At 65.4% G+C, this 20813-nt stretch carries 30 protein-coding genes and 1 pseudogene; 30 read left to right on the plus strand and 1 reads right to left on the minus strand.

From position 1 onward, the window contains the following. The 30 genes and pseudogenes from ACR652_RS25455 to ACR652_RS25600 all read left to right on the plus strand — a co-directional run. A pseudogene (locus ACR652_RS25455) lies at positions 1-319 on the plus strand (phage portal protein); the annotation flags it as partial. A 382-nt stretch (positions 320-701) separates the two neighbouring features. Beyond that, a complete protein-coding gene (locus ACR652_RS25460) occupies positions 702-950 on the plus strand; it encodes a hypothetical protein (RefSeq protein ID WP_434509269.1) in 249 nt (82 codons plus the stop codon). A gap of 84 nt (positions 951-1034) precedes the next feature. After that, positions 1035-1157 carry a hypothetical protein gene (locus ACR652_RS25465; protein ID WP_434509270.1) on the plus strand — a complete coding sequence of 41 codons (123 nt, stop codon included), beginning with the start codon at positions 1035-1037 and terminating at the stop codon, positions 1155-1157. Positions 1158-1185: 28 nt separating this feature from the next. Beyond that, positions 1186-1578, plus strand: a complete 393-nt coding sequence (locus ACR652_RS25470) for an RNase A-like domain-containing protein (RefSeq protein ID WP_434509346.1) — start codon at positions 1186-1188, stop codon at positions 1576-1578. Positions 1579-1582: 4 nt separating this feature from the next. Further along, a complete protein-coding gene (locus ACR652_RS25475; RefSeq protein ID WP_434509271.1) occupies positions 1583-1930 on the plus strand; it encodes a hypothetical protein in 348 nt (115 codons plus the stop codon). A gap of 48 nt (positions 1931-1978) precedes the next feature. Further along, on the plus strand, positions 1979-2620 hold the full coding sequence (locus tag ACR652_RS25480) for a hypothetical protein (RefSeq protein ID WP_434509272.1): 642 nt from the start codon (positions 1979-1981) through the stop codon (positions 2618-2620). Between the two features lie 99 nt (positions 2621-2719). After that, a complete protein-coding gene (locus ACR652_RS25485; protein WP_434509347.1) occupies positions 2720-2908 on the plus strand; it encodes a hypothetical protein in 189 nt (62 codons plus the stop codon). Beyond that, positions 2905-3072, plus strand: coding sequence for a histidine kinase (locus tag ACR652_RS25490; protein WP_434509273.1), 168 nt, complete (start codon positions 2905-2907; stop codon positions 3070-3072). Before ACR652_RS25485 ends, ACR652_RS25490 begins: the two co-directional genes overlap by 4 nt. Further along, a complete protein-coding gene (locus ACR652_RS25495; RefSeq protein ID WP_434509274.1) occupies positions 3072-3650 on the plus strand; it encodes an HK97 family phage prohead protease in 579 nt (192 codons plus the stop codon). The genes ACR652_RS25490 and ACR652_RS25495 overlap by 1 nt, the downstream gene beginning before the upstream one ends. A gap of 143 nt (positions 3651-3793) precedes the next feature. Beyond that, positions 3794-5020: a phage major capsid protein gene (locus ACR652_RS25500; protein ID WP_434509275.1), complete on the plus strand. Its 1227-nt coding sequence runs from the start codon at positions 3794-3796 to the stop codon at positions 5018-5020. A gap of 58 nt (positions 5021-5078) precedes the next feature. Then, the gene (locus ACR652_RS25505; protein WP_434509276.1) at positions 5079-5645 is read left to right on the plus strand and encodes a head-tail connector protein; all 567 of its coding nucleotides are present in this window, start codon (positions 5079-5081) and stop codon (positions 5643-5645) included. Then, positions 5642-5971 (plus strand): phage head closure protein, encoded by a 330-nt coding sequence (locus tag ACR652_RS25510; protein ID WP_434509277.1) that lies wholly within the window; start codon positions 5642-5644, stop codon positions 5969-5971. Before ACR652_RS25505 ends, ACR652_RS25510 begins: the two co-directional genes overlap by 4 nt. Positions 5972-5981: 10 nt before the next feature. After that, positions 5982-6392 (plus strand): DUF3168 domain-containing protein, encoded by a 411-nt coding sequence (locus ACR652_RS25515; protein WP_434509278.1) that lies wholly within the window; start codon positions 5982-5984, stop codon positions 6390-6392. Positions 6393-6412: 20 nt separating this feature from the next. Continuing rightward, on the plus strand, positions 6413-6823 hold the full coding sequence (locus ACR652_RS25520) for a phage major tail protein, TP901-1 family (RefSeq protein WP_434509279.1): 411 nt from the start codon (positions 6413-6415) through the stop codon (positions 6821-6823). A gap of 11 nt (positions 6824-6834) precedes the next feature. After that, the gene (locus ACR652_RS25525; protein WP_434509280.1) at positions 6835-7188 is read left to right on the plus strand and encodes a gene transfer agent family protein; all 354 of its coding nucleotides are present in this window, start codon (positions 6835-6837) and stop codon (positions 7186-7188) included. A 20-nt stretch (positions 7189-7208) separates the two neighbouring features. Next, positions 7209-7433 carry a rcc01693 family protein gene (locus ACR652_RS25530; RefSeq protein ID WP_434509281.1) on the plus strand — a complete coding sequence of 75 codons (225 nt, stop codon included), beginning with the start codon at positions 7209-7211 and terminating at the stop codon, positions 7431-7433. Further along, complete coding sequence (locus ACR652_RS25535; protein WP_434509282.1) at positions 7423-8022, plus strand: phage tail tape measure protein; 600 nt, start codon at positions 7423-7425, stop codon at positions 8020-8022. The genes ACR652_RS25530 and ACR652_RS25535 overlap by 11 nt, the downstream gene beginning before the upstream one ends. 13 nt (positions 8023-8035) lie before the next feature. After that, positions 8036-8674, plus strand: coding sequence for a phage distal tail protein, Rcc01695 family (locus ACR652_RS25540; protein WP_434509283.1), 639 nt, complete (start codon positions 8036-8038; stop codon positions 8672-8674). A 9-nt stretch (positions 8675-8683) separates the two neighbouring features. Continuing rightward, positions 8684-9571, plus strand: coding sequence for a DUF2163 domain-containing protein (locus tag ACR652_RS25545; RefSeq protein WP_434509284.1), 888 nt, complete (start codon positions 8684-8686; stop codon positions 9569-9571). Beyond that, positions 9568-10002, plus strand: a complete 435-nt coding sequence (locus ACR652_RS25550) for an NlpC/P60 family protein (RefSeq protein ID WP_434509285.1) — start codon at positions 9568-9570, stop codon at positions 10000-10002. Before ACR652_RS25545 ends, ACR652_RS25550 begins: the two co-directional genes overlap by 4 nt. 31 nt (positions 10003-10033) lie before the next feature. Further along, on the plus strand, positions 10034-13924 hold the full coding sequence (locus tag ACR652_RS25555) for a baseplate multidomain protein megatron (RefSeq protein WP_434509286.1): 3891 nt from the start codon (positions 10034-10036) through the stop codon (positions 13922-13924). After that, a complete protein-coding gene (locus ACR652_RS25560) occupies positions 13921-15504 on the plus strand; it encodes a DUF2793 domain-containing protein (RefSeq protein ID WP_434509287.1) in 1584 nt (527 codons plus the stop codon). Before ACR652_RS25555 ends, ACR652_RS25560 begins: the two co-directional genes overlap by 4 nt. Before the next feature lie 12 nt (positions 15505-15516). Then, positions 15517-15942: a hypothetical protein gene (locus tag ACR652_RS25565; RefSeq protein ID WP_434509288.1), complete on the plus strand. Its 426-nt coding sequence runs from the start codon at positions 15517-15519 to the stop codon at positions 15940-15942. Positions 15943-15968: 26 nt separating this feature from the next. Then, a complete protein-coding gene (locus ACR652_RS25570) occupies positions 15969-16460 on the plus strand; it encodes a M15 family metallopeptidase (protein ID WP_434509289.1) in 492 nt (163 codons plus the stop codon). 37 nt (positions 16461-16497) lie between these two features. Beyond that, complete coding sequence (locus tag ACR652_RS25575) at positions 16498-16698, plus strand: hypothetical protein (protein ID WP_434509290.1); 201 nt, start codon at positions 16498-16500, stop codon at positions 16696-16698. 92 nt (positions 16699-16790) lie between these two features. Next, positions 16791-17153, plus strand: coding sequence for a PepSY domain-containing protein (locus tag ACR652_RS25580; RefSeq protein ID WP_434509291.1), 363 nt, complete (start codon positions 16791-16793; stop codon positions 17151-17153). Between the two features lie 32 nt (positions 17154-17185). Beyond that, entirely contained in the window at positions 17186-17863 is a 678-nt protein-coding gene (locus tag ACR652_RS25585; protein ID WP_434509292.1) for a response regulator transcription factor, read from the plus strand. Positions 17864-17867: 4 nt separating this feature from the next. Continuing rightward, the gene (locus tag ACR652_RS25590; protein WP_434509293.1) at positions 17868-19253 is read left to right on the plus strand and encodes an ATP-binding protein; all 1386 of its coding nucleotides are present in this window, start codon (positions 17868-17870) and stop codon (positions 19251-19253) included. A 57-nt stretch (positions 19254-19310) separates the two neighbouring features. Beyond that, positions 19311-19700, plus strand: coding sequence for a hypothetical protein (locus tag ACR652_RS25595; RefSeq protein WP_434509294.1), 390 nt, complete (start codon positions 19311-19313; stop codon positions 19698-19700). A 28-nt stretch (positions 19701-19728) separates the two neighbouring features. Then, positions 19729-20349: a hypothetical protein gene (locus ACR652_RS25600; protein WP_434509295.1), complete on the plus strand. Its 621-nt coding sequence runs from the start codon at positions 19729-19731 to the stop codon at positions 20347-20349. A gap of 3 nt (positions 20350-20352) precedes the next feature. On the opposite strand, the gene ACR652_RS25605 is transcribed toward ACR652_RS25600, so the two are convergent. Further along, positions 20353-20748: a DUF3126 family protein gene (locus tag ACR652_RS25605; RefSeq protein WP_434509296.1), complete on the minus strand. Its 396-nt coding sequence runs from the start codon at positions 20746-20748 to the stop codon at positions 20353-20355. Positions 20749-20813 lie beyond the last annotated feature (65 nt).

The following is a 20813-nucleotide window of genomic DNA, read 5'->3' on the forward strand; positions in this document are numbered from 1 at the left end:
GAAGGCGAACGCCGCGCGCGAGATCGCGCTCGCCTTCGGCGTGCCGCCGCTGCTGCTGGGCCTGCCGGGCGACAATACTTTCGCCAATTACTCCGAAGCCAATCGCGCCTTCTGGCGCCAGACGGTGCTGCCGCTCGTCACCCGCGTGCAGAAGAGTTTTCAGGCCTGGCTGCGGCCGGGCTTCGGCGACTTTCGCTTCGACTACAACGTCGACCGACTGGAAGCTCTCGCCGCCGAGCGCGCCAGCGAATGGGAGCGCATCGGCAAGGCGCATTTCCTCACGCTCGACGAACAGCGCGAGGCGGTGGGATACAGCCCTGCGCCGAAGGACGCGGTGTTTGCGAAGTGGGTTGGCGGGGAGCTGCGCTACTCTCCCAGCCAGCCGCGCGTGCCGGCGGGATCGCCGGACGGCGGGCAGTGGACGAGCGGCGGGGGAGGGAATAATCAGGAAAACGTTCCTCGTTTCGGCAGAGACAGGATTACAATCGCCGGAGGCTTTACGCCGGAGCAGCTTGATATGACTGTCCAAGACTTTGTTTCAGGCTATTGCGCGGGGTCGATAGCAGGGGAAATCCCCGGACAATTATTGGGCTCTTTGGTGCGCGAAGTGCTACAGCAGGCGAAGACAGGCGACGTCGCAGCAAGGAAATGCAAAAAGCTGCTAAACGAAGATCGTTTCAGGAAATAGAAGGAGCGCATCAATGAAAAACGGCTTGGAAGGAATGCTCGAGTTCCTTGCGTTCTTGCGAACGAAAGGCATATCCTACCGAATTCAGCAACAGGTGGATGATGGAATCGAGGTTTCGTTTGACCTCGTTGGATGTCGAGTGGAAGCAACTTTCTTCGTCGACCACTTCGAGTTTAGTTATTTCGTCGGGACCGAGGATGTAGAGACGGATGAAGCGCGCCTCTTCGACCTGATCAGCCGCTATTGGAAAACCAACACCTGAGACATTTATAATTGCTGCAGGCCGCCGGGCGACAATACTGTTACCAATTACTCGGTAGCCAATCGCGCATTCTGGCGCCAGACCGTGCTGCCGCTCGTCACCCGCGTGCAGAAGAGTTTTCAGGCCTGGCTGCGGCCGGGCTTCGGCGACTTTCGCTTCGACTACAACGTCGACCGACTGGAAGCTCTCGCCGCCGAGCGTCGATGAAGAGGGCGGCGCGTATGGCGGGCACGCGATCAGGGAGCATGTCGGCAAGGGCCAGGAGTACCTGGTAAGACGCATACGGGAATCCGCTTGGGGAACACGCCTTGCCGGCGGCGGTTATAGCCGCGCGGGGACATTTAGCTCGCTCGGTGCGGCAAACAAGCTTATAAACTCGGTGCTCGCCGAGCACCGCTCCTTGGTCGAACAAGTCATCTCGGGAGCGTCACGAAAACAGATAAGGCTCAACAAGTGGTTCGCGTCGCCCACTGGCTTCGAAGCTTTCACAGACCGTCCATGGGACCCAAGTGCGCCAATAGCAATTCGAGACACCTACGGTGCCGCAGTTGTCATAGTCAAAAACCCGAATACTGAGCGAGGGTTCTCCATAGTCACAGCTTTCCCATTCTTCGATATAAAGGAATAGTTACATGCGCGACATCCTCCAGCCCGAACAGTTCGAAAGCTTCTGCGTCGGATTCGACGTGGCTCTCTACAGGGACACCCCGCGCAAGCGCAAAGGCGATTTCGACACGTTTATCGATGGCGCGATCGATTATGGGCTAGATGGATGGGAACACGGGGATCTTGTGATTCTGCGGGACTTTTTGACGAGCGTTTTAAAAGGCCATGACAGCGCAGCGACGATGAATCAACTCTGGAAAAAGACGCGTCCGAGATACGTCTTCTTCTCCGGTCCCGACGCACCGGCGGATAAGCCGGCTATCCTTCAGATTTTCACGAGGGTGCTGAGAGCCATAGAACAGAAGCTCGCCTAAGCGGCAATCGCGCATTCGTCCTCAGGAGGAAAATCGAGGTCGAGAGAAATGACAACGCCGCACAATCCTCCGGAATTCAACCAGCTCACGGCCTTCTTCTTGCAGTATGCCGATGAAATTTACGCTTCTGTCGAAGAAATGATCGACGATGGCTGGCGATCGCTGACTCCGACGCAGCAGCGCTCCGCGCGAGCTTTTCTCGACCAGATACAGTCGGGGGATTATTCCGAAACCGAGCTGCGCGAAATCTGGCGCGCATCGAAAGCGGCGCTACAGCCAATGCGGGGCCGGCGCAGCAACTGCCGCAAGCTCTTCGAGGTGATGCGCGCCCGTCATGAAGTGATCAAAGATCCGGTCGCCCCGCAGCAGTTCGAGGCCTTCTGTGCTTGCTTCGATATTGCGCTGAACGCGGATGCGCAAGGCGTGCCGAAGGCGGTTCGCGGGGCCGATCTCGACAGAGCCATCGAATACGGGCTGAGCTGGTGTGCGCGCGACGACCTTGTGATTTTGCGGGACTTCCTCTCGAGCGTAATGGAGCGACCCGACGCCGCGGAACAGCTCAGCAAATTAATGAAGCGCGCTCATCCAGGGACCGATTCCCACTCTGGCCCCGGCGCGCCTCCAGATGAACCGGCTGTCGTTCAGGCCTTGCCCCGAGTTCTGACCATCATCGAGCAAAGACTGGCCTGACCCCAGCGACCGTCAGCGCCGTGCGACAAAGCCGCGCCGCTTCGCCGGCAGAACTGCTCACCCCACCAAAGATTGCTCGAAAGAAAGGAGACCGCTTCACTGTCCGACATTCTCGACGCCATCCTCCAGCGCGGCGATCTGGCCCATCTCGCGCTGTTTCTGTGGGCCTGCGCCGCGACCGCCCAGGCGCATCTCGCCATGCGAGAGGTCAGCGAAGCCACGCGGCGCATCGACGCCTTCGTGCGTGAACTCGCCCGTTTCAACCGCCGCTGTGGAAACGACACATGACACATCTGAAACTGAAACTGCCCTTCGCGCGACGCGGTCGACGCCGGCCGCGCCGGAGTGACGATCCATCGGCGATCTTCAAGACCTTCATACATCTGCTGAGCCGAATGCAGGCGCATGCCAAGAACGGGGCCAGCGAGGCTCCGGCGTCGGAGAAAGCCTGATGGCCTTGCTTGAGCTCAAACGCGCCAGCCCCACGCTCCCTCATACGGACGCCGCTGGCGTCATCGAAGGTTATGCATCGCTTTTCGGCGTCGCCGATGACGGCCGGGATATTGTGATGGCCGGCGCTTTCACGCGGTCACTGGCGCGCCGTGGCGCCAAGGGCGTCAAAATGCTCTGGCAACACAATGCCGCCGAGCCAATCGGCGTGTGGACGTCGATCGTGGAAGACGCAAAGGGACTGAAGGTCTCAGGCCGACTCGATCTTTCCATAGCACGAGCCCGGGAAGCGCTCTCACTCATTCGCGGCGGCGCCATCGATGGCCTCTCCATTGGCTTTCGCGTGAAGAACGCCAGGACCGACAAGAGAAGCGGCCTGCGCCGGCTATTGGAAATCGACCTTTGGGAAATCTCGGTCGTCACCTTCCCGATGCAGACGCTGGCGCGCATCAGCGCCGTCAAGAAGGCGCCCCTGCAAACACCGCAGGCGCGTAACGCCGCCTTCGTGCGATTACAGGCGCAAGCGGCGGCAATGCGCTTCCAGCATCGCCTTCGCATGTTGCAATCAGCCCGCCTCTGACAGAGGCGAAGAGCCTTTCCGCGTCGCCTGCCGTCTGGCGCGGATGAATTCCGCGACGGCCCATATCCGCGCTCCGAGTCCATCGCTCCTGCCGACCTTGCCGCCGGCCGGCGCGAACTCGCGCGCCTTCAGACAGGATCACCATGTCACCAATGGACGCCAAGACAACTGGCGATGAAATCATCGCCGATCTCAATCGCGCCTTCTCCGCGTTCAAGGAGACGAATGACGAGCGTCTCGCGCAAATCGAGACGCGCATGGGCGTCGACGTCGTGTCCGAAGAAAAGCTCGCTCGCATCGACCAGGCGCTCGACGAAACAAAAGGCCGTCTCGATCGTCTGGCGCTCGATCTGGCGCGTCCCCGCATGGGCGGCGCGCCGCCGGCGGATCACACCGAAAGGGAGCACAAGTCGGCCTTCAACAGCTACATGCGCTCGGGCGAGTCGAACGGCCTGAAGGCGCTCGAAGTCAAGGCCATGTCGCGTACCTCCGGCGCCGACGGCGGCTATCTGGTGCCGACGCCCGCTGAAAAGGAGATTTTGCGCCGCCTCGCCAAACTGTCACCCATTCGCGCCATCGCGAGCGTGCAGGAAATCTCGACGCAATCGCTCCGCCGCGCCTATTCGACCACCGGCCCGGCTGCCGGCTGGGTGGCGGAAGCGGATCCGCGTCCGCAGACATCCAATCAGCAGATCGCCGACATGACCTTTCCGGCGATGGAGCTTTACGCCATGCCGGCGGCGACGCAAGCGCTGCTCGACGACGCTGTCGTCGACATCGAGCAATGGATCGCAGACGAAGTGCAAGTCGCCTTCGCCGAGCAGGAAGGAGCGGCCTTTGTCGCTGGCGACGGCGTCAACAAGCCGAAAGGCTTCCTCTCCTACACGACTGTCGCCGACGCGAGCTGGAGCTGGGGAAATATCGGCTATGTGGCGACCGGCGTCTCCGGAGCCTTTGCCGCGACGAATCCATCGGACGCACTGTTCAACCTGGTCTACGCCTTGCGCGCCGGCTATCGCCAGAACGGCAAATTCGTGATGGGCCGCCGCGCGCAGTCCCTCGTGCGGCAGTTCAAGACGACGACGGGCGACTACCTATGGGCGCCTCCCGTCAGCGCCGACGGCGCCGCGACGCTGATGAACTTCCCGGTTGTCGAGGCGGAGGACATGCCGGACCCCGCCGCCAACAGCTCTTCCATCGCCTTCGGAGATTTCGAGCGCGGATATGTCGTCGTGGATCGCGTCGGAATCCGCGTGCTGCGCGACCCCTATTCGGCGAAGCCCTATGTGCTCTTCTATACGACGAAGCGCGTTGGCGGCGGCGTGCAGAATTTCGAAGCGATCAAGCTTCTGAAATTCAGCGTCTCCTAAGCCCTTCCGCCCGCGGCCTTGCCGCGGGCGCCTTCCCCCAATTCCTTCAGGAGCCGTCATGAGACCCATGCTCATCGCCGCGCCCACACTCGAGCCGGTTTCCATTGCGGAAATGAAATCATGGCTGCGTGAGGATTCAAGTGACGAGGATCAGCTTATCCAGGCCCTCATCGCGTCCGCGCGCATGACGCTCGAAGCCTATACCCGGCGTTTCTTCATCACACAAAGCTGGCGGATCATCTTCGACGCCTGGCCGCCAGGCGGTGACGTGATCGTCATTCCCTTCGCGCCGTTTCAGACGGTCTCCGCAATCCGGATCTATGACGCTTCCGACGTCGCGCTGGCGCTGGCGCCGACGTCCTATCGGGCGCCGGCGTCGAGCGAGGAGGGACGCCTGATCTTCAGATCCGCGCCACCCGCGCCCGGCCGCTCCGCCGATGGCGTGGAAATCGATTTTGCGGTGGGATATGGCGGTCTGGCGACGAATGTCCCCGAGCCGCTGCGACGCGCGATCATGATGCTTGTCGCGCATTGGCGTGAAAAGCGTGGGGACGACGCCAACGACCCCTTGCCCGCCGCGGCGGCGCAGCTTGCGGCGCCGTTTCGACGCTGGAGGCTCAATTGAGCGCGCCCCCGCCGATCGGTGCGCTGCGTCATCGCGTCACGCTCGAAGGGCCGGTCGATCTTTACGACGGCCTCGGCGGTTTCACACGCGACTTCGCGCCGCTCGCGCAGATTTGGGCGCGCGTCGAGACACAGAGCGTCAACGAGGATTTTGTCGAACAGCGTCGGGAGCAACTGCGTCGCTCAGCGGTCACGATCCGCTGGCGAAGCGATGTGATGAGCCAGATGCGATTTGATTTCCGGGGCCGAAAACTGCTGATCAAAGGCGTCGTGGATGGCGATGAGCGCCGACGCTTTCTCATCTGTCAGTGCGAGGAAATCGCATGAGGGACTCTTCATGAGCGCGTCTCCAGTCATTGCGCTTCGCACCGCCATCCGCGCCCGCCTGCTGTCGGACGCAGCGCTTGTCGCCATGCTCGGCGGACCCCGAGTTTACGAGGAAGCCCCGCAGGGCGCGGCCACCCCCTATGTGTTATTCGCGGATGCGCAGATGCGCGACTGGTCCGGCGCGGCGTCGCGCGGGGCCGAACATTTCCATACGATTGCGGTGGTGACCACGCAACGGGGCTTCGGCGCTGCGCTCAAAGCCGCGCAACAAATGATCGATCTGCTCGATGAAGCGCCCTTGTCGCTCGAGGGACATGCGCTTGTCGATCTGCGCTTCGTGTCGATGGAAACCAAGCGTGACGCCGCCGGGCGCTTTGCGCGCGTCTCCATCCTGTTTCGAGCGACGACGGAATATCTCTAGCATTCGAGGACAAACGAACGATGCCCGCCCAGAAAGGCAAGGACCTGCTCCTTAAGATCAGTGACGGCGCCGGCGCCTTTGTGACCGTCGCCGGCCTGCGCACACGCCGCCTCGCGCTCAACGCCGACACGGTCGACGTCACCGACGCGGAATCGTCCGGTCGGTGGCGTGAATTGCTCGCGGGCGCGGGCGTGCGCCGGGCGAGCGTCTCGGGAACCGGCATTTTCAAGGACCAGGCGTCCGATCTCCTGTTGCGCCAGGTCTTCTTCGACGGGCTGTTGCGCGACTGGCAGATCGTGATTCCAGGTCTCGGCGTTCTCTCCGGGCCGTTTCAAATCTCCAATCTCGACTATCGCGGCGAGCACGCAACCGAAGTCACCTTCGACATTTCGCTTGATTCCGCCGGCGCCCTGACCTTCACAGCCCTTTAGAAGACGTCGCGATGGCAAATGCAAAACGTGGTGAGATCGAAGCGCTTCTTGATGGCAAGCGCTACACGCTCTGCCTCACGCTCGGCGCGCTCGCCGAGCTCGAGAGCGGCTTTGAGGCGAGCGATCTCGTGGCGCTCGCGCAGAGATTCGAAAGCGGGAGACTCTCCGCGAAAGATATTCTGCGCATTATCGGCTGCGGCCTGCGCGGGGCGGGCCACGCTCTCAGCGATGATGACATCTCACGAATGAAAGTATCGGGCGGCTTTGCGGCCTATGTGCGAATTGCGGCTGACCTCCTGGCCGCAACATTCGGCGACGAGCCGAAGACGCATGGCGCAAACCCCCGGTCGCCGCAGGACGCCTGAGCGAAATTGAACGTGGAACGGTGCGCGCCTCCTCCCCCCGCGCGCCGTTCCCCTTTTCGCGTGCGATGGCCTTTGGCCTCGGCGTCCTGCGGCTTGCTCCGCGAGATTTCTGGTCCATGACGCCGCGCGAGCTGTTTCGTGCGGCCGCAGGTGTTTACGGGATCGGCGACGGCTCCATGAGCCGCGCCGCGCTCGACGCGCTGATACATGATTTTCCTGATGGAGACAGGGGCCATGAACAATAACGGCAACACGACTCTCACAGACATGTTCAATCTGACAAGCGCGCCAGGGTCTCTCGCGACGCAGGATCTGACGTCGATGAAAACCCTGCTCGATCAGATCGGCGCATCGGGTGAGAAGGTGGCGAAGGTGCTTTCAACCGGCTTTGGCTCCGCGACGTCGAGCGGCAGAAACTTCAATGACGCGCTGGTGACGATTGGCCAGTCGATGGCGCGCCTTGCGCTGCGGGATGGCGCGAAGGCGCTGTCCGAGGGGCTGTCGAACAGTCTCTCGGGTCTGTTCAACACCGCTTTTGGCGGCGCTCAGCAAATCACGCCTTTTGCGGAGGGCGGCGTCGTCGCCAGCCCGACCTATTTCGGAAATGGCGGCGCCATGGGTCTGATGGGCGAACGCGGCGCGGAGGCGGTCATGCCGCTTGCGCGAGGGGCTGACGGGAGGCTCGGCGTCATGGCCCAGGGCGGAGGCGGCGCGCGGCCGGTCGCGGTCACGGTGAATATCGCCGCGCAGGACATCGACAGTTTCCGCCGCTCCGAGGCGCAGATTTCGAGCGCACTGGCCCGCGCGGTGGCGCGCGGCCAGCGCCAGCTCTGATGGGTTTCGCAAGATGAGCGACTTTCACGAAGTGCGCTTTCCGCTCGACGTTTCGCTCAACGGGCGGGGCGGGCCAGAAAGGCGCACGGAGATCGTCACGCTGGGATCGAACCGCGAGTCGCGCAATGCGCGCTGGGCGCATTCACGGCGGCGTTACGAAGCAGGCTATGGCGTCAAGACGCTCGCGCAGCTCTCCGACGTGATCGCCTTCTTCGAAGAGCGGCGGGGACGGCTTTATGGCTTTCGCTGGCGCGACCGCGCGGATTTCGCCTCCTGCGCGCCCGGCGCCTCGGTCGCGGCGGGCGATCAGCGGATTGGCGTCGGCGACGGCGCGCAACGCATCTTCCCGTTGACCAAGACCTATGGCGGCGCATTTGCGCCTTATGTTCGCAGCATCGCCAAGCCTGTCGCCGGAAGTGTCCGGGTTGCAGTCGACGGAGCGGAAAAGACGGCGCCGCAATTCTCGTTGGACGCGACGACAGGGCTTGTCACCTTCTCGCCGGGCAATGCGCCGCCGGCCGGGTCGATCGTGACAGCTGGTTTTCTCTTCGACGTGCCGGCGCGATTCGACTCGGATTATCTCGAAATCGACATGCAGGCGTTTGAGGCCGGCGCGATTCCGAAAATCCCGATCATCGAAATCACGCCGTGAGGCTCGACCATGCTTGATCTGACATCAACTCTTCAGCAAAAGCTCGATCAGCGCGCGACTACCTTCTGTCATTGCTGGCGCATCGCCACAAATGACGGACGCGTCCTCGGCTTCACGGACCACGATCGCGATCTTTCATTCAACGGCGTCACCTTTCGCGCCAACACCAGCCTCTCGGCAAGCGAAGCGGAGTCGAGCCTCGGACTCGCGGCGACGACGACGGAGGCCGCTGGCGCGTTGAGTGACGACAGTCTCTCCGAAAGCGATCTTCTCAATGGCGTCTACGATGGCGCCTCTGTCGAGATATGGCTCGTGGACTGGACCAACAGCGACGATCGCACGCTCCTGGACATCGCGTCGATCGGCGAGGTGCGGCGCGGCGAACACGCCTTCAGCGCCGAGCTGCGCTCCAACGCGCATTTCTTCGACCAGCCGCAGGGCCGCACCTTTCAGCGCGGCTGCAGCGCCGATCTGGGGGATGCGCGCTGCAAGGTGAATCTGGCCGCCTGTTCGATCGCCGGCGTGGTTGTCGCCTCAGCGGGCGGCGTCGTGACTGTCGATCTTGCGAACGCCGAGCCGACCGGTTTCTTCACGGGTGGCGTGCTGCGATTTTCGAGCGGCTCCAACGCAGGCGCGAAATTCGTCGTCAAATCACACAGGCTCGAAGCTGGCCTGCGCGGGTCGATCGAGCTCTGGACGCCGCCTGCCGGGGAGATCGCCGCGGGCGACGCCGTTCTGCTCACGGCGGGCTGCGACAAGACCCCCGCGACCTGCTGGAACAAATTCGCAAACATCGCCAACTTTCGTGGATTCCCGCACATGCCGGGCAACGACCGGGTGATCGCCTATCCCGGCTCCCGGCAACCGGCGATGGACGGCGGGAGCCTGTTCCGATGAGCGTCGCACGCCAGACGATTGTGATCGCGGCGCGGCGCTGGATCGGCACACCCTATCGCCATCAGGCGTCGCTCATCCATGTGGGTTGCGATTGCCTCGGCCTCGTGCGCGGCGTTTGGCGCGAGGTGATCGGAGAGGAACCCGAAGCGGCCCCTCCTTATACGCCGGAGTGGGCGGAAACGCTCGGCGTCGAAACCCTGCTCGACGCCGCCGGGCGGCATTTCACGCCTGTGCCCGTCGATGCATTCCGGGCGGGCGACGTGCTCGCCTTTCGCTTCCGCGATCACTTGCCAGCCAAGCATCTGGGCGTCGCGACCTCCGCGACGCATATGGCGCACGCGCATAGCGGCGCCTGCGTGTCGGAAGTCGCCATCGCGCCCTGGCGCAAGCGCCTCGCCGCGGCTTTCGCCTTTCCGGACGTCATCGACTGACGCTTTTCTGATCAAACCCTGAGAGACCTCAATGGCGACGCTGGTTCTTCAGACCGTCGGCTCCGCCGTCGGCGGCGCGATCGGCGGGCCGGTCGGCTCCGCCCTTGGCCGGATGGCGGGCGCCCTCGGCGGCGCCCTCGTCGATCAAAGCTCGCCGTCGCACACGGCGGCGCGCGTGACGGTCGGGCCGCGCCTCAAATCCATGGACGGGATCACCTCGACGGAGGGCGCCGGCATCCCACGCGTTTACGGGCGCGCGCGCATCGGCGGCCAGATGATCTGGGCGACGCGCTTCCTCGAGACGACGAATGTCTCCTTCGCCGCCACGCCCGCGACAAGCGGCGGCAAAGGCGGCGGCGGCGGCGGGAGCGGCGGGATACAGACGAACGTCAGCTATTCCTATTTCACCAATCTTGCGGTTGGTCTTTGCGAAGGCCCAATCGCCTTCGTCCGCCGCATCTGGGCGGACGGCTCCGAACTCGATCTGACGACGCTTCCCATCCGAATTTATCGGGGTGGCGAAGACCAGGAGCCCGATCCTCTGATCGTCGCCAAGGAGGGCGCGAGCGAAGCTCCCGCCTATCGCGGACTGGCCTATGTGGTTTTCGAGGCGCTGCCGCTCGCGTCCTTCGGCAATCGCATTCCCCAATTCACCTTCGAAGTGGTCAAGCCCGTCGCCGGCCTCGGCGAGATGATCCGCGCCATCGACCTCATCCCCGGAGCCAGCGAAGCGGGATATTTGCCGGAGCTGAAGCTCAATTTCTGGTCTCCCGGCGCGTCGAGCGCTGAAAACCGCCATCAACTGACCGCGAAGACGGACTGGATCGCGTCGATTGACGCATTGCAGGCGCTCTGTCCGAATCTCACGAGCGTGGCGCTCGTCGTCGCCTGGTTCGGCGATGACCTGCGCGCCCAGTACTGCACCATCGAGCCGCGCGTCGACTCGCGGTTCAAGACGATTGGCCAGTTCAATTTTGTTCTGGGAACGGCCTGGCCCGCCGACTGGAGTGTCGCAGGCCGGACACGCGCCAGCGCAAGGCTCGTCTCACAGATCGAGGGGCGTTCCGCATATGGCGGCACGCCGAGCGACGCCTCGGTTCGCGCGGCGATCAGCGATCTGAGCGCGCGCGGACTGTCCGTCGTTTTCTATCCCTTCGTGATGATGGACGTTCCGCCGGGAAACGCGCTCCCCGATCCGCGTACCGGCCTGATCGGGCAACCCGCGTTCCCCTGGCGTGGGCGCATCACATGCGATCCGGCTCCCGGCCGCGCCGGGTCTCCCGACACGACCGCGGGGGCCGCCGCGCAGATCAACGCTTTCGCCGCGTCTTACCGCAGCTTCGTCCTGCACTATGCCGAGCTGTGTCGATCGTCCGGGATCGACGCCTTTCTGATCGGCTCCGAATTCCTGGGCCTGACGCGCGTTCGCTCGGGACCCGGCCAATATCCCTTCGTCGCCGCGCTCGCCGCGCTGGCGGGCGAGGTCAAATCCGCGCTCGGACCCGGCGTCAAGGTTTCCTATGCCGCCGATTGGACGGAATATGGCGCGCATGTTCCGGAAGCCGGCGAATTGCGTTTCCCGCTCGATCCGCTCTGGGCGTCGCCCTCGGTGGATTTCATTGGAATAGACGTCTACTGGCCGCTCTCCGACTGGCGCGACGGCGACGGACATCTGGACGCGCAGGCGGCGTCGAGCGTCTATGATCTCGACTATCTGACGGCGCGCGTGGCCAGCGGCGAGGGATATGACTGGTTTTACGCGGATGATCAGGCGCGGCAGGCGCAGATCCGCACGCCGATTACCGACGGCCTCGGGAAGCCCTGGGTCTATCGCCCGAAGGACCTCGCATCATTCTGGTCGCAGCCGCATTACGAGCGCGTCCGCGGCGTGGAGCTGGGACAGCCGACGGCGTGGAGTCCGCGATCGAAGCCAATCTGGATCACGGAGACGGGGTGTCCCGCCGTGGATCGCGGCGCAAACGCGCCGAACGTCTTCCCCGATGCGCACTCCAGCGACGGCGGCCTGCCCTATTTCTCGCGCGACGGCCGTGACGACCTCATGCAGGCGCGCTTCATCGAGGCGATGCTGACGCATTTTGATCCGACCCGTCCCGGAGGCGCGGCCGCGAATCCATGGTCGAGCGTTTATGGCGGGCCCATGGTCGATCCCGCGCGCATCCATATCTGGTGCTGGGACGCGCGGCCTTTTCCCGCCTTCCCGGCCGTGACGGCGGAGTGGAGCGACGGGCCGAACTGGAGCGCCGGGCATTGGCTGAACGGCCGCCTCGAAGGCGCGCCGCTCGATCGCCTCGTCATGACTCTGGCGCAGGCTGTCGCGACTCCCGGATTGACAATCGAGCGGCCGAAGATCAGCGGGTTTATCGACGGCTATGTGCTCGACCGGCCAATGTCGCCGCGCGAGGCCATTGATCCGCTCGCGGCGCTGCATGGCGTCGACGCGGTGGTCGGCGGCGGCAGGCTGACTTTTGTCGACCGACGCGGCAAGCCGGCGCGCGCCCTCTCCGACGACGATCTGGTCGCGGGCAAGGACATGTCGCTCGTCACCCTGACGCGCGCGCAGGAAAGCGAACTGCCCGGCGAAATCGCGCTGACATACGCCGACTCGGAACACAATGGCCAGCTCGCGCGGGTTCTCTCGCGCCGTCTCGAAGGCCATTCCGTACGCCAGACCGACGCGCAGGCTGCAGTGATGCTGCATCGGGCGGCCGCGCAGAAGCTCGTCGATCTCTGGTTGCAGGACATCTGGGCTGGCCGGGAGACGGCGGATTTCTCGCTGCGTCCGGGCCTTGTCGCCCTGCAACCGGGCGACATCGTGCGCCTCGGGTCAGGCCGGCTGTTTCAGATTCAGCGGATCACCGACGGCGCCGCGAGACGCGTCAGCGCGCGCGCGGTCGATCAGCGCGTCTACGACGCGCCAGCGCCGAAGCTCGCGCACCCGGTCATCGCCGCGCCGAAGATTCCAGGGCCGCCGCGTATCGTCGTGCTCGATCTGGCGCTCGCGCGCAACCCGGAGGCGCTGTCTCATGTCGCCGCTTTCGCGGACCCGTGGCCAGGCGCGCTCGCGATTGTCAAACTGACGGGCGCTTCGGCGCAAACCGTCGGGCTGATCGAGAAACGCGCGACGATCGGGGACACGCTCGACGTCCTGCCCGCGGGTCCTGTCGGGCGTTTCGATCAGGGATCGAGCGTGACGGTGCGCTTCGGCGATGGACAGCTCGCCTCCGTCGACGATCTGAGCGCGCTGGCCGGAACGACGACGGCGGCGGTTCAGGGCGGCGACGGCGCATGGGAAATCTTTTCCTTCGCGCGCGCGGAACTCGTCGCCGAAAACACGTATCGCCTGTCACGCCTGATCCGCGGGCTCGGCGGCGAGGAACGCCTCGCCGCGCGGTCGACTCCGGCGGGCGCGACGGTCGTGCTCCTGAACGACGCCTTGACGCCTCTCGCCACGGCCGTCTCGGACATCGGCGCGCCCATCACTTATGCGATCGGCCCATCGGACCGGGACTTCGCCGATCCTCTTTACGCGCGGGCGACAGTGACCGCGACCAGCAAGGCGCTGACGCCCTATGCGCCGACGCAGGTGCGCGCCGTCAGAAGCGCCGCCGGCATTCGCATCACATTCATGCGACGCGGACGTCAGGACGCCGACGCCTGGCAGGCGATCGACATCCCGCTCGGCGAGGCGAGCGAGGCATATGAAGCGGAGATCGCCCTGCCGACGGGTCTGCGCCTGCTGTCGGCGACGACGCCTTCCATCCTCTATCCGGCCGCCCAGGAGTTGGCCGATTTCGGCACTCCCCAGAGCGCGCTCAGCCTCTCGCTCTATCAGCTCAGCGCCACTGTCGGGCGCGGCTTTCCCTTCACCGGCCTGACGCCGGTCCAGGAGGTCAATGCGTGACCCAAAGCTCCCATCTCTCTCTGCCGCTCATCGACGCCGCACAGGCGCAAAAACACGTCACGCACAATGAGGCGCTGGCGCTGCTCGACTTGCTCGTGCATCTTTCCGTGACGTCGCGGAACGTGATCACTCCGCCCGCCTCGCCCGCCGAAGGCGACCGGTTTCTGATCGGAACCGGCGCGACGGGCGCCTTCACCGGCAAGGACAAACAGATCGCCGCCTTTCTCGCCGGCGGCTGGAGCTTCCTCCAGCCGCGCGCGGGCTGGCGTCTCCATGTGGGGGCGGAGCAGCTCATGCTGCTCTTCGACGGCGCCAACTGGACCGACCTCGGCTCCGGCCTGCGCGAGTTGCAGAACCTCACGCGCCTTGGCGTGGGAACGACCGCGGACCAGACGACGCCGCTCGCCGCGAAGCTCAATGCGGCGCTCTTCACGGCGCGGAGCGTCGCCGAAGGCGGCGCCGGCGATCTCCGGCTCTCTCTCAACAAGGAGGGACCGGCGCGCACGGTTTCCCAGCTCTATCAGTCCAATTACTCCGGCCGCGCGGAAACCGGACTGACAGGCGACGACAGTTTCCGCATCAAGGTCTCGGCCGACGGCGCCGCCTGGCGGGACAGCCTTGTGATCGACCAGGCCACCGGCGCGGTCTCCTTTCCCAGCGGCGGGCCGTCCAGGATCGTGACCTTCCGCGCGAGCGCGACTTACACCCCGTCGCCGGGCGTCCGCTTCCTCGACGTGATCCTCTTCGGCGGCGGCGGCGGCGGCGGCTCCGGCGCCCGGCAGGCGCCGGGCGCGGCGGCTTCAGGCGGCGGAGGCGGCGGCGCCGGCGGCATGGCACGGGCCATCTTCCCGGCCTCGGCGATCGGAACGTCGCAGACGATCACCGTGGGCGCCGGCGGCGCCGGCGGCGCGGCGCAGACCACCAATTCGACCGCTGGCGTCAGCCGCGCCGCCGGCGGAACCACGCTGTTCGGTTCGCTCCTGCGCGCCTATGGCGGGGGCGCCGGGTCTGGCGGCGGCCTGAATATCGGCTCGGGCGGAGGCGCCGGCGGCAACCATTTGCAAGCCGGCGCGAGCGCCTCGGGCGCCACGGGCGGCGTGGGCCCCGCCAATTTGAGCACCGGCGGCTCCGCGGGACCGGGAACGAGCCCCGTCACGACCCTTTTCTGCGGTTCCGGCGGCGGCGGGTGTTCGTCCGGCGGCGCCGGCAACGCCGCCGGCAACGCATTTTACGGCGCCTCGGGCGGCGGCTCCGGCGGCGGCGTGTCGGCCGCGAATGTGGCGGCGAACGGAGGCGGCGGCGGCGCTTTCTTTCCCGGCGGCGTCGACATCAGAGGCGCCGCCGGCTCGACGTCCGGGACGCTGAACGGCGGCGACGGCTCGACCCTGACGGGCGCCCTGAACCAACCCAGCGGTGGCGCAGGCGGCGGCGCAGGCGGTTTGACCGTGGCGGGGAACGGCGGCGCCGGCGGCTTCCCGAGCGGCGGCGGTGGCGGCGGCGGCGCGCTTCAAAACGGCGGAACGGGCGGCGCGGGCGGGACCGGCGGCGCGGGCTTCGTCGTCATCGTCGAGCATTTCTGAAAGGAGACCCCCATGCGGCTGGCCCTCATCAAGGACGGCGTGGTCATCAACGTCATCGAAGCCGACACGGATTTCACTCCCGAGCCCGGCCTGCGCGCGATCGCTTCCGCGGAGGCCGGCCCGGGATGGACCCATGACGGCGGGCGCTTTTCGCCGCCTCACGAAAGCGACAGCGCGCCCCCGGCGTCCGTGTCGATGTTTCAGGCGCGCGAAGCCTTGAGGCGCGTTCCGACGCCCGACGGGTCCTGTCTGCTCGACGCCGTCAACGCCTATGTCGACGCGCACCGAAGCGACCAACCGACCCTCGCCCTCGCCTGGGAATACGCAACCGAAGTCACGCGCGAAGGCGTCTTTGTCGAGGCGCTCGCCAAGACCTTCGATCTCGACGCCGCCGCGCTCGACCGCCTGTTCCGGCAGGCGGCGGCGATCCGCGCCTGACCCTTCCCGAAAGGAAAGCAACCAACATGCAATGGCCTCATGAACGCAGCGCCGAACTGGTCGCCTTTTACGGCGACCCCGTGCTGCACAGTTCGATCAATCCCAAATGGGAGCGCGACAACATCGTCGATCTCATCCCGCCCTACGCCATGCGGTACTCCTGGGGTCCGCCAGTGACCAAACTGCGATTCCACAGGAAATGCCGGGACGCTTTCGGCGAGGCGCTCCTCGCGGTGAAGAAACTCTACGGAACGCAAAACGACATCGAGGCTCACCGGCTGCATCTCACCGGCGGCTCGCTGATGGTGCGGCTGAAGCGCGGCTCCAGCAATAGCTGGTCGACGCACAGTTTCGGCGCGGCGCTCGACATCGATCCCGAGCACAATCCGTTCCGGTCGAAATGGCGCCCCGGCTTCATCCCGATCGAAGCGGCGCGCGTCTTCCAGGAGTGCGGGCTGATCTGGCGCGGCGCCAATGGCGACGTCGACCCCATGCATTTCCAGGCCGTCGCCCGCTGAACCCATCCCACCCAGGGACAAACCGAAGGAAACCGAAATGACCGGATACCGCACTTATCTCGCCGCCGCGCTCGTCGCGATGTTTGGCGCATTGGCCTCGACCGACTGGATCGCCTTCCTGAACGATCCCAAGGCCGGCGCCGTCGCCGTGGGCTCCGCGATCCTGATGGCCGTCATGCGCAGCCTGACGACGACGCCCGCAGGCGCCCTCATGACGTTCCTGCGCCCCGAACGCTGATTGCGAAAGCCGCTGAAGGCCGCCATGATCAGCTTGGGCGGCGTTCAGCGGCCATTCAGGAGAGAACGGGTTAGGTTCGGGCCGGAGAGGACATGACCAGCGCCGCGTTCATGCTTTGCAGCTTCCTCACCCTCGCGGTCGTCGCCGCGGGGGGCGGCGGCGCATGGGCGGCTGAAGAGGAGGTCGAACGCGCCGAGCACACGGCCCAGCGCGGCCAGTGCTTCTCGACGGCCCAGACCCGCGAAAGGATCGAGGCGCACAAGCTTGTCGATCCTTTCGCCTGCATGCGCTCCGCCGCGCGCGAGCATCATGGCGAGCCCCTCGGCGCGCGTCTGTGCCGTGTCGAAGAGCAGTTTCTCTACGAGATCAGCCTGTTGCGGCCGGACGGGCGGATCGTGCGGCTTCTTTTCGACGCCGCAACGGGAAAGCCGCATTCTGGCCACAAGGATCGGTGACGCCAGCCAGGCGTTCGCCAGGAGGAGAAAAGGTGCGGCTTCTCGTCATTGAGGACGACAAGGATCTCAACCGCCAGATCGCGGATGCGCTCGAACAGTCCGGCTACGCCGTCGACCGCGCCTTCGACGGCGAGGAAGGCCAATATCTCGGCGAGACGGAGGCTTACGACGCCGTCGTGCTGGACATTGGCCTGCCAAAGAAGGACGGCATCACGGTGCTCGAGTCCTGGCGCGCCGCCGGCCGCGCCATGCCCGTGCTGATCCTCACCGCGCGCGACCGCTGGAGCGAAAAAGTCCAGGGCTTCGACGCCGGCGCCGACGATTACGTCGCCAAGCCGTTTCACATGGAGGAAGTTCTCGCGCGCATTCGCGCCCTGCTCCGGCGCGCGGCAGGACACGCCACGAACGAGATTGTGTGCGGCCCCGTACGGCTCGACACCAAGGCCGGCCGCGTCGTGGTCGACGGCGCCCCGGTGAAACTCACCTCGCATGAATATCGGCTGCTCGCCTATCTGATGCACCACAGCGGCCGGGTCGTCTCGCGCAGCGAAATCATCGAACATATTTACGATCAGGACTTCGATCGCGACTCCAACACGATCGAGGTTTTCGTCGGGCGGCTGCGCAAGAAACTCGGCGTCGATCTCATCCAGACCATCCGCGGCCTCGGTTACATGGCGGCGGCTCCGGCTCAGGACGTGAACCGCTAGCCGCATGCGCCTGCCGCGCTTCATCAGCCGCTCCATCGCCACGCGGCTCTTTCTGACGGCGGCCGCGCTGAGCTCGGTCGTGCTGCTCATCGCCAGCATGTTCTTCACGGCCTATTACCGTCGCGAGGCCGAAGAGATTTTCGAGCGGCGGCTCGACGTCTATCTCCGCGCCATCGTCGCGGACGTATCGGAATCCGGACAGGAGGGCCGGACGGGTCCGGGCCAGCTCGGCGATCCGCAATTCGAGCTGCCCGGTTCGGGCTGGTATTGGCAGATCACGCGGATGGACGATTCCGCGCATGAGATCAAGGCGTCGCGCTCGCTCTTCGCCGAGCGCCTGCCCAAGCTGTCCGATCTCGGCGTGCAAGCGGGAGTCGGCGGCTCGCGTCGCGGCGACGCCCGGGGACCCGACGGACGTCGGCTGCGGATCGTCGAACGCGTGATCGACGCCGGCGACATGGGCGTTTATCTTATTCAAGTCGCAGCCAGCACCGAGGAAATGGAAGAGCAGACCGCGCGCTTCCAATTCGAGCTGATCATCGCCTTCGCCGCGCTGGCGATCGCGCTTGCCGGCGTCGCGGCCTTTCAGGTGCGGTTCGGCCTGCGGCCCTTGCGCCTGCTCCAGCGTGAACTGGTCTCCATACGACGCGGCGAGCGCGACCATATTACCGGCGCCTATCCGAACGAGATTGCGCCGCTTGCCGGCGAGCTCAACCTGCTCATCGGCGCCAATCGCGACATTCTCGAACGCGCGCGCACTCAGGTCGGCAATCTTGCTCACGCCCTGAAAACGCCGCTCAGCGTGATGGTGAACGAAGCGGATGCGGCGCCCTCGCCGCTTGCCGAAAAAGTCAATGAGCAGGCGCGCATCATGCGCGACCAGATTTCTTTCTATCTCGATCGCGCCCGCGCGGCGGCGCGCGGCGGCGCGCTGGGAACGGCGACCCCCGTCGCCCCCTGCGTGGAAGGCCTTTTGCGCACCTTCACCAAAATTTACGGCGAGCGCGGCGTGGCGTTTTCCGGCGAGGTCGATCCGGAGCTGAAATTCCTCGGGGAGCGCCAGGATCTGGAAGAGATGATCGGCAATTTGCTCGACAATGCAGGAAAATGGGCCAGAGAGCGCGTCGCCCTCGCCGCCGCCGTCGAGCCGGGCGAACACCTGAACCGCAGCGCGCTCATCGTCACCATCGACGACGACGGCCCCGGCCTCGCGCCGAATCTGCGCGCGCAGGCGACCGAACGCGGACGCAGGCTCGACGAAACCAAACCGGGCTCCGGACTCGGCCTCTCGATCGTGGTCGATCTCGCGGCGGCCTATGGCGGGCGCCTCGAACTGGACGACAGCCCATGCGGCGGATTGCGCGCGCGGCTCCGCCTGCCGGGGTTTTGACAGCCGGCGCCCCATCCGGCATGACAGCGCAACCTGAACCTTGAACGGGAGTTGTCGATGCCGCGCGCACAAGCGACCCTGACGATCGCCCTTCTCTCCACCCTCGCCGCCCTCGGCGCCTGCAGTTCCACGGCGCCGCCGGCGCCGACGCCTGTCGTGGTCGCCGCTCCCCCGCCGCCGCCCGCGCCCGGCGTTCTCGACGGCCCGATCGGCCAATCGCTCGACGAGAAGGATCGCGCCGCCGCGATCGCCGCCCAGCACGAGGCGGTCTCATCCGGAACGCGCAAGAGCTGGCGCGGAGAGCGTGGGGCCTATGGCATTGTCACGCCGGGGGCTGAAAATGGCGTTTGCCGTGAGTACGCCCACCGCATCTTTGTGAATGGTCGGCCGAAGGAAGCCAGGGGCCAGGCGTGCCGCGACAACGGCGAATGGCGGGTGAAGAGCTGATCCCCGCACGTCGTCCGACGCCATTTCGATGAAACGGGCCATCGCCTTGTTGCTGCTGGCGGCCGTGGCCGGCGCCGCGCTGGCGTCGCTGACGCGCGACGACAGCCCTGCTCGTCTCGTGCGCGCGGAACTCGCCGGCATGAAGCTCGCCTATGAGCGCGCTTATGCGCGAGACGAGGTGACAGCGGCGGGCGGTCTCGCCGACCGTCTGGCGTTCCTCGCCTCCTACCCCCGCTTCACCGCGCCTGTTGGGAAAGCGCGTGCGCCGCTGGTCAAGGTCACCGTCACGCCGGTTGAAGAAGGGCTCGATCCGCAGGACCGGCCCGCCAAACTTTACGCGCGCTTTCTCACCTCGGAAACTCTGGAGGGACCAAGCGGCCTGGTGTTACGGCGCTTCGAGCCGGACTCGCCTTATGATTCGGAGGAATTGTTCCTGGCGCCGCCGGATGGCCGCGAGTTCTTCGCGCGCTGTCCCAAGGCGCAACTCGGCGCGCCGGGCGAGGGCTGTCTGTCCATTTTCCGCACTGGCGCGCTCGAAGTGGAGTTGCGCTATCCGCCGGAGTTGCTGGACCACTGGGACGCGCTTTATGAGGGCGCGCGAGCCTTGCTCGCGCGCATGCAGCGTCTTGCAGTGCGCCCGGCCCGCTGACGGTCACTCTTCTTCGAGATCGAAATCCAGAATCGCCATCTGCAGCGTGAAGCTCGAAAGCTTGGCGTCGTCGGCGGAAATCACGCCGAGGAACTCGCCGTCGCTGTTGAGCTCCACCGAATCGGTCTTGCGGCCGCGCGCGGCGATGGTCAGACGGTCGTTCTCGAAGAGTTTGCGCAGATAAGACTGCAGCACTTCCCGCCCGACAGGCAGCTTCATCTCGAAGGCAAAAGAGCGGTCGCCGTCCTCATCGTCGACGGAGAGCGATGCAATCTTGCGCTCGCCGAGATGCACGGCGGCGGTCTCCGTATTTTTGGGATCGAGCGCGACGCGGATGTCGTCATTGCCGAAGGAGCGGCGCAAAAACGCCTGCAGCTTTCGCAATTCGCCTTTTTCCACTCCCGCCTCCTTGATACGCGCGTCGCCCGTCCTGTGACATGAACGCGGGCGACGGGCAAGATCGG

Origin of the sequence: Methylocystis sp. (assembly GCF_051061225.1) — a bacterium.
In the GTDB taxonomy this organism is placed as follows: Bacteria; Pseudomonadota; Alphaproteobacteria; order Rhizobiales; family Beijerinckiaceae; genus Methylocystis.

Coding starts and splice junctions, on each gene's coding strand:
- ACR652_RS25590 (WP_434509293.1), top strand. CDS start 17,868: ATGCGCCTGCCGCGCTTCATCAGCCGCTCCATCGCCACGCGGCTCTTT.
- ACR652_RS25475 (WP_434509271.1), top strand. CDS start 1,583: ATGCGCGACATCCTCCAGCCCGAACAGTTCGAAAGCTTCTGCGTCGGA.
- ACR652_RS25600 (WP_434509295.1), top strand. CDS start 19,729: ATGAAACGGGCCATCGCCTTGTTGCTGCTGGCGGCCGTGGCCGGCGCC.
- ACR652_RS25580 (WP_434509291.1), top strand. CDS start 16,791: ATGACCAGCGCCGCGTTCATGCTTTGCAGCTTCCTCACCCTCGCGGTC.
- ACR652_RS25500 (WP_434509275.1), top strand. CDS start 3,794: ATGTCACCAATGGACGCCAAGACAACTGGCGATGAAATCATCGCCGAT.
- ACR652_RS25495 (WP_434509274.1), top strand. CDS start 3,072: ATGGCCTTGCTTGAGCTCAAACGCGCCAGCCCCACGCTCCCTCATACG.
- ACR652_RS25595 (WP_434509294.1), top strand. CDS start 19,311: ATGCCGCGCGCACAAGCGACCCTGACGATCGCCCTTCTCTCCACCCTC.
- ACR652_RS25555 (WP_434509286.1), top strand. CDS start 10,034: ATGGCGACGCTGGTTCTTCAGACCGTCGGCTCCGCCGTCGGCGGCGCG.
- ACR652_RS25505 (WP_434509276.1), top strand. CDS start 5,079: ATGAGACCCATGCTCATCGCCGCGCCCACACTCGAGCCGGTTTCCATT.
- ACR652_RS25520 (WP_434509279.1), top strand. CDS start 6,413: ATGCCCGCCCAGAAAGGCAAGGACCTGCTCCTTAAGATCAGTGACGGC.
- ACR652_RS25460 (WP_434509269.1), top strand. CDS start 702: ATGAAAAACGGCTTGGAAGGAATGCTCGAGTTCCTTGCGTTCTTGCGA.
- ACR652_RS25490 (WP_434509273.1), top strand. CDS start 2,905: ATGACACATCTGAAACTGAAACTGCCCTTCGCGCGACGCGGTCGACGC.
- ACR652_RS25525 (WP_434509280.1), top strand. CDS start 6,835: ATGGCAAATGCAAAACGTGGTGAGATCGAAGCGCTTCTTGATGGCAAG.
- ACR652_RS25545 (WP_434509284.1), top strand. CDS start 8,684: ATGCTTGATCTGACATCAACTCTTCAGCAAAAGCTCGATCAGCGCGCG.
- ACR652_RS25575 (WP_434509290.1), top strand. CDS start 16,498: ATGACCGGATACCGCACTTATCTCGCCGCCGCGCTCGTCGCGATGTTT.
- ACR652_RS25515 (WP_434509278.1), top strand. CDS start 5,982: ATGAGCGCGTCTCCAGTCATTGCGCTTCGCACCGCCATCCGCGCCCGC.
- ACR652_RS25565 (WP_434509288.1), top strand. CDS start 15,517: ATGCGGCTGGCCCTCATCAAGGACGGCGTGGTCATCAACGTCATCGAA.
- ACR652_RS25550 (WP_434509285.1), top strand. CDS start 9,568: ATGAGCGTCGCACGCCAGACGATTGTGATCGCGGCGCGGCGCTGGATC.
- ACR652_RS25480 (WP_434509272.1), top strand. CDS start 1,979: ATGACAACGCCGCACAATCCTCCGGAATTCAACCAGCTCACGGCCTTC.
- ACR652_RS25540 (WP_434509283.1), top strand. CDS start 8,036: ATGAGCGACTTTCACGAAGTGCGCTTTCCGCTCGACGTTTCGCTCAAC.
- ACR652_RS25535 (WP_434509282.1), top strand. CDS start 7,423: ATGAACAATAACGGCAACACGACTCTCACAGACATGTTCAATCTGACA.
- ACR652_RS25570 (WP_434509289.1), top strand. CDS start 15,969: ATGCAATGGCCTCATGAACGCAGCGCCGAACTGGTCGCCTTTTACGGC.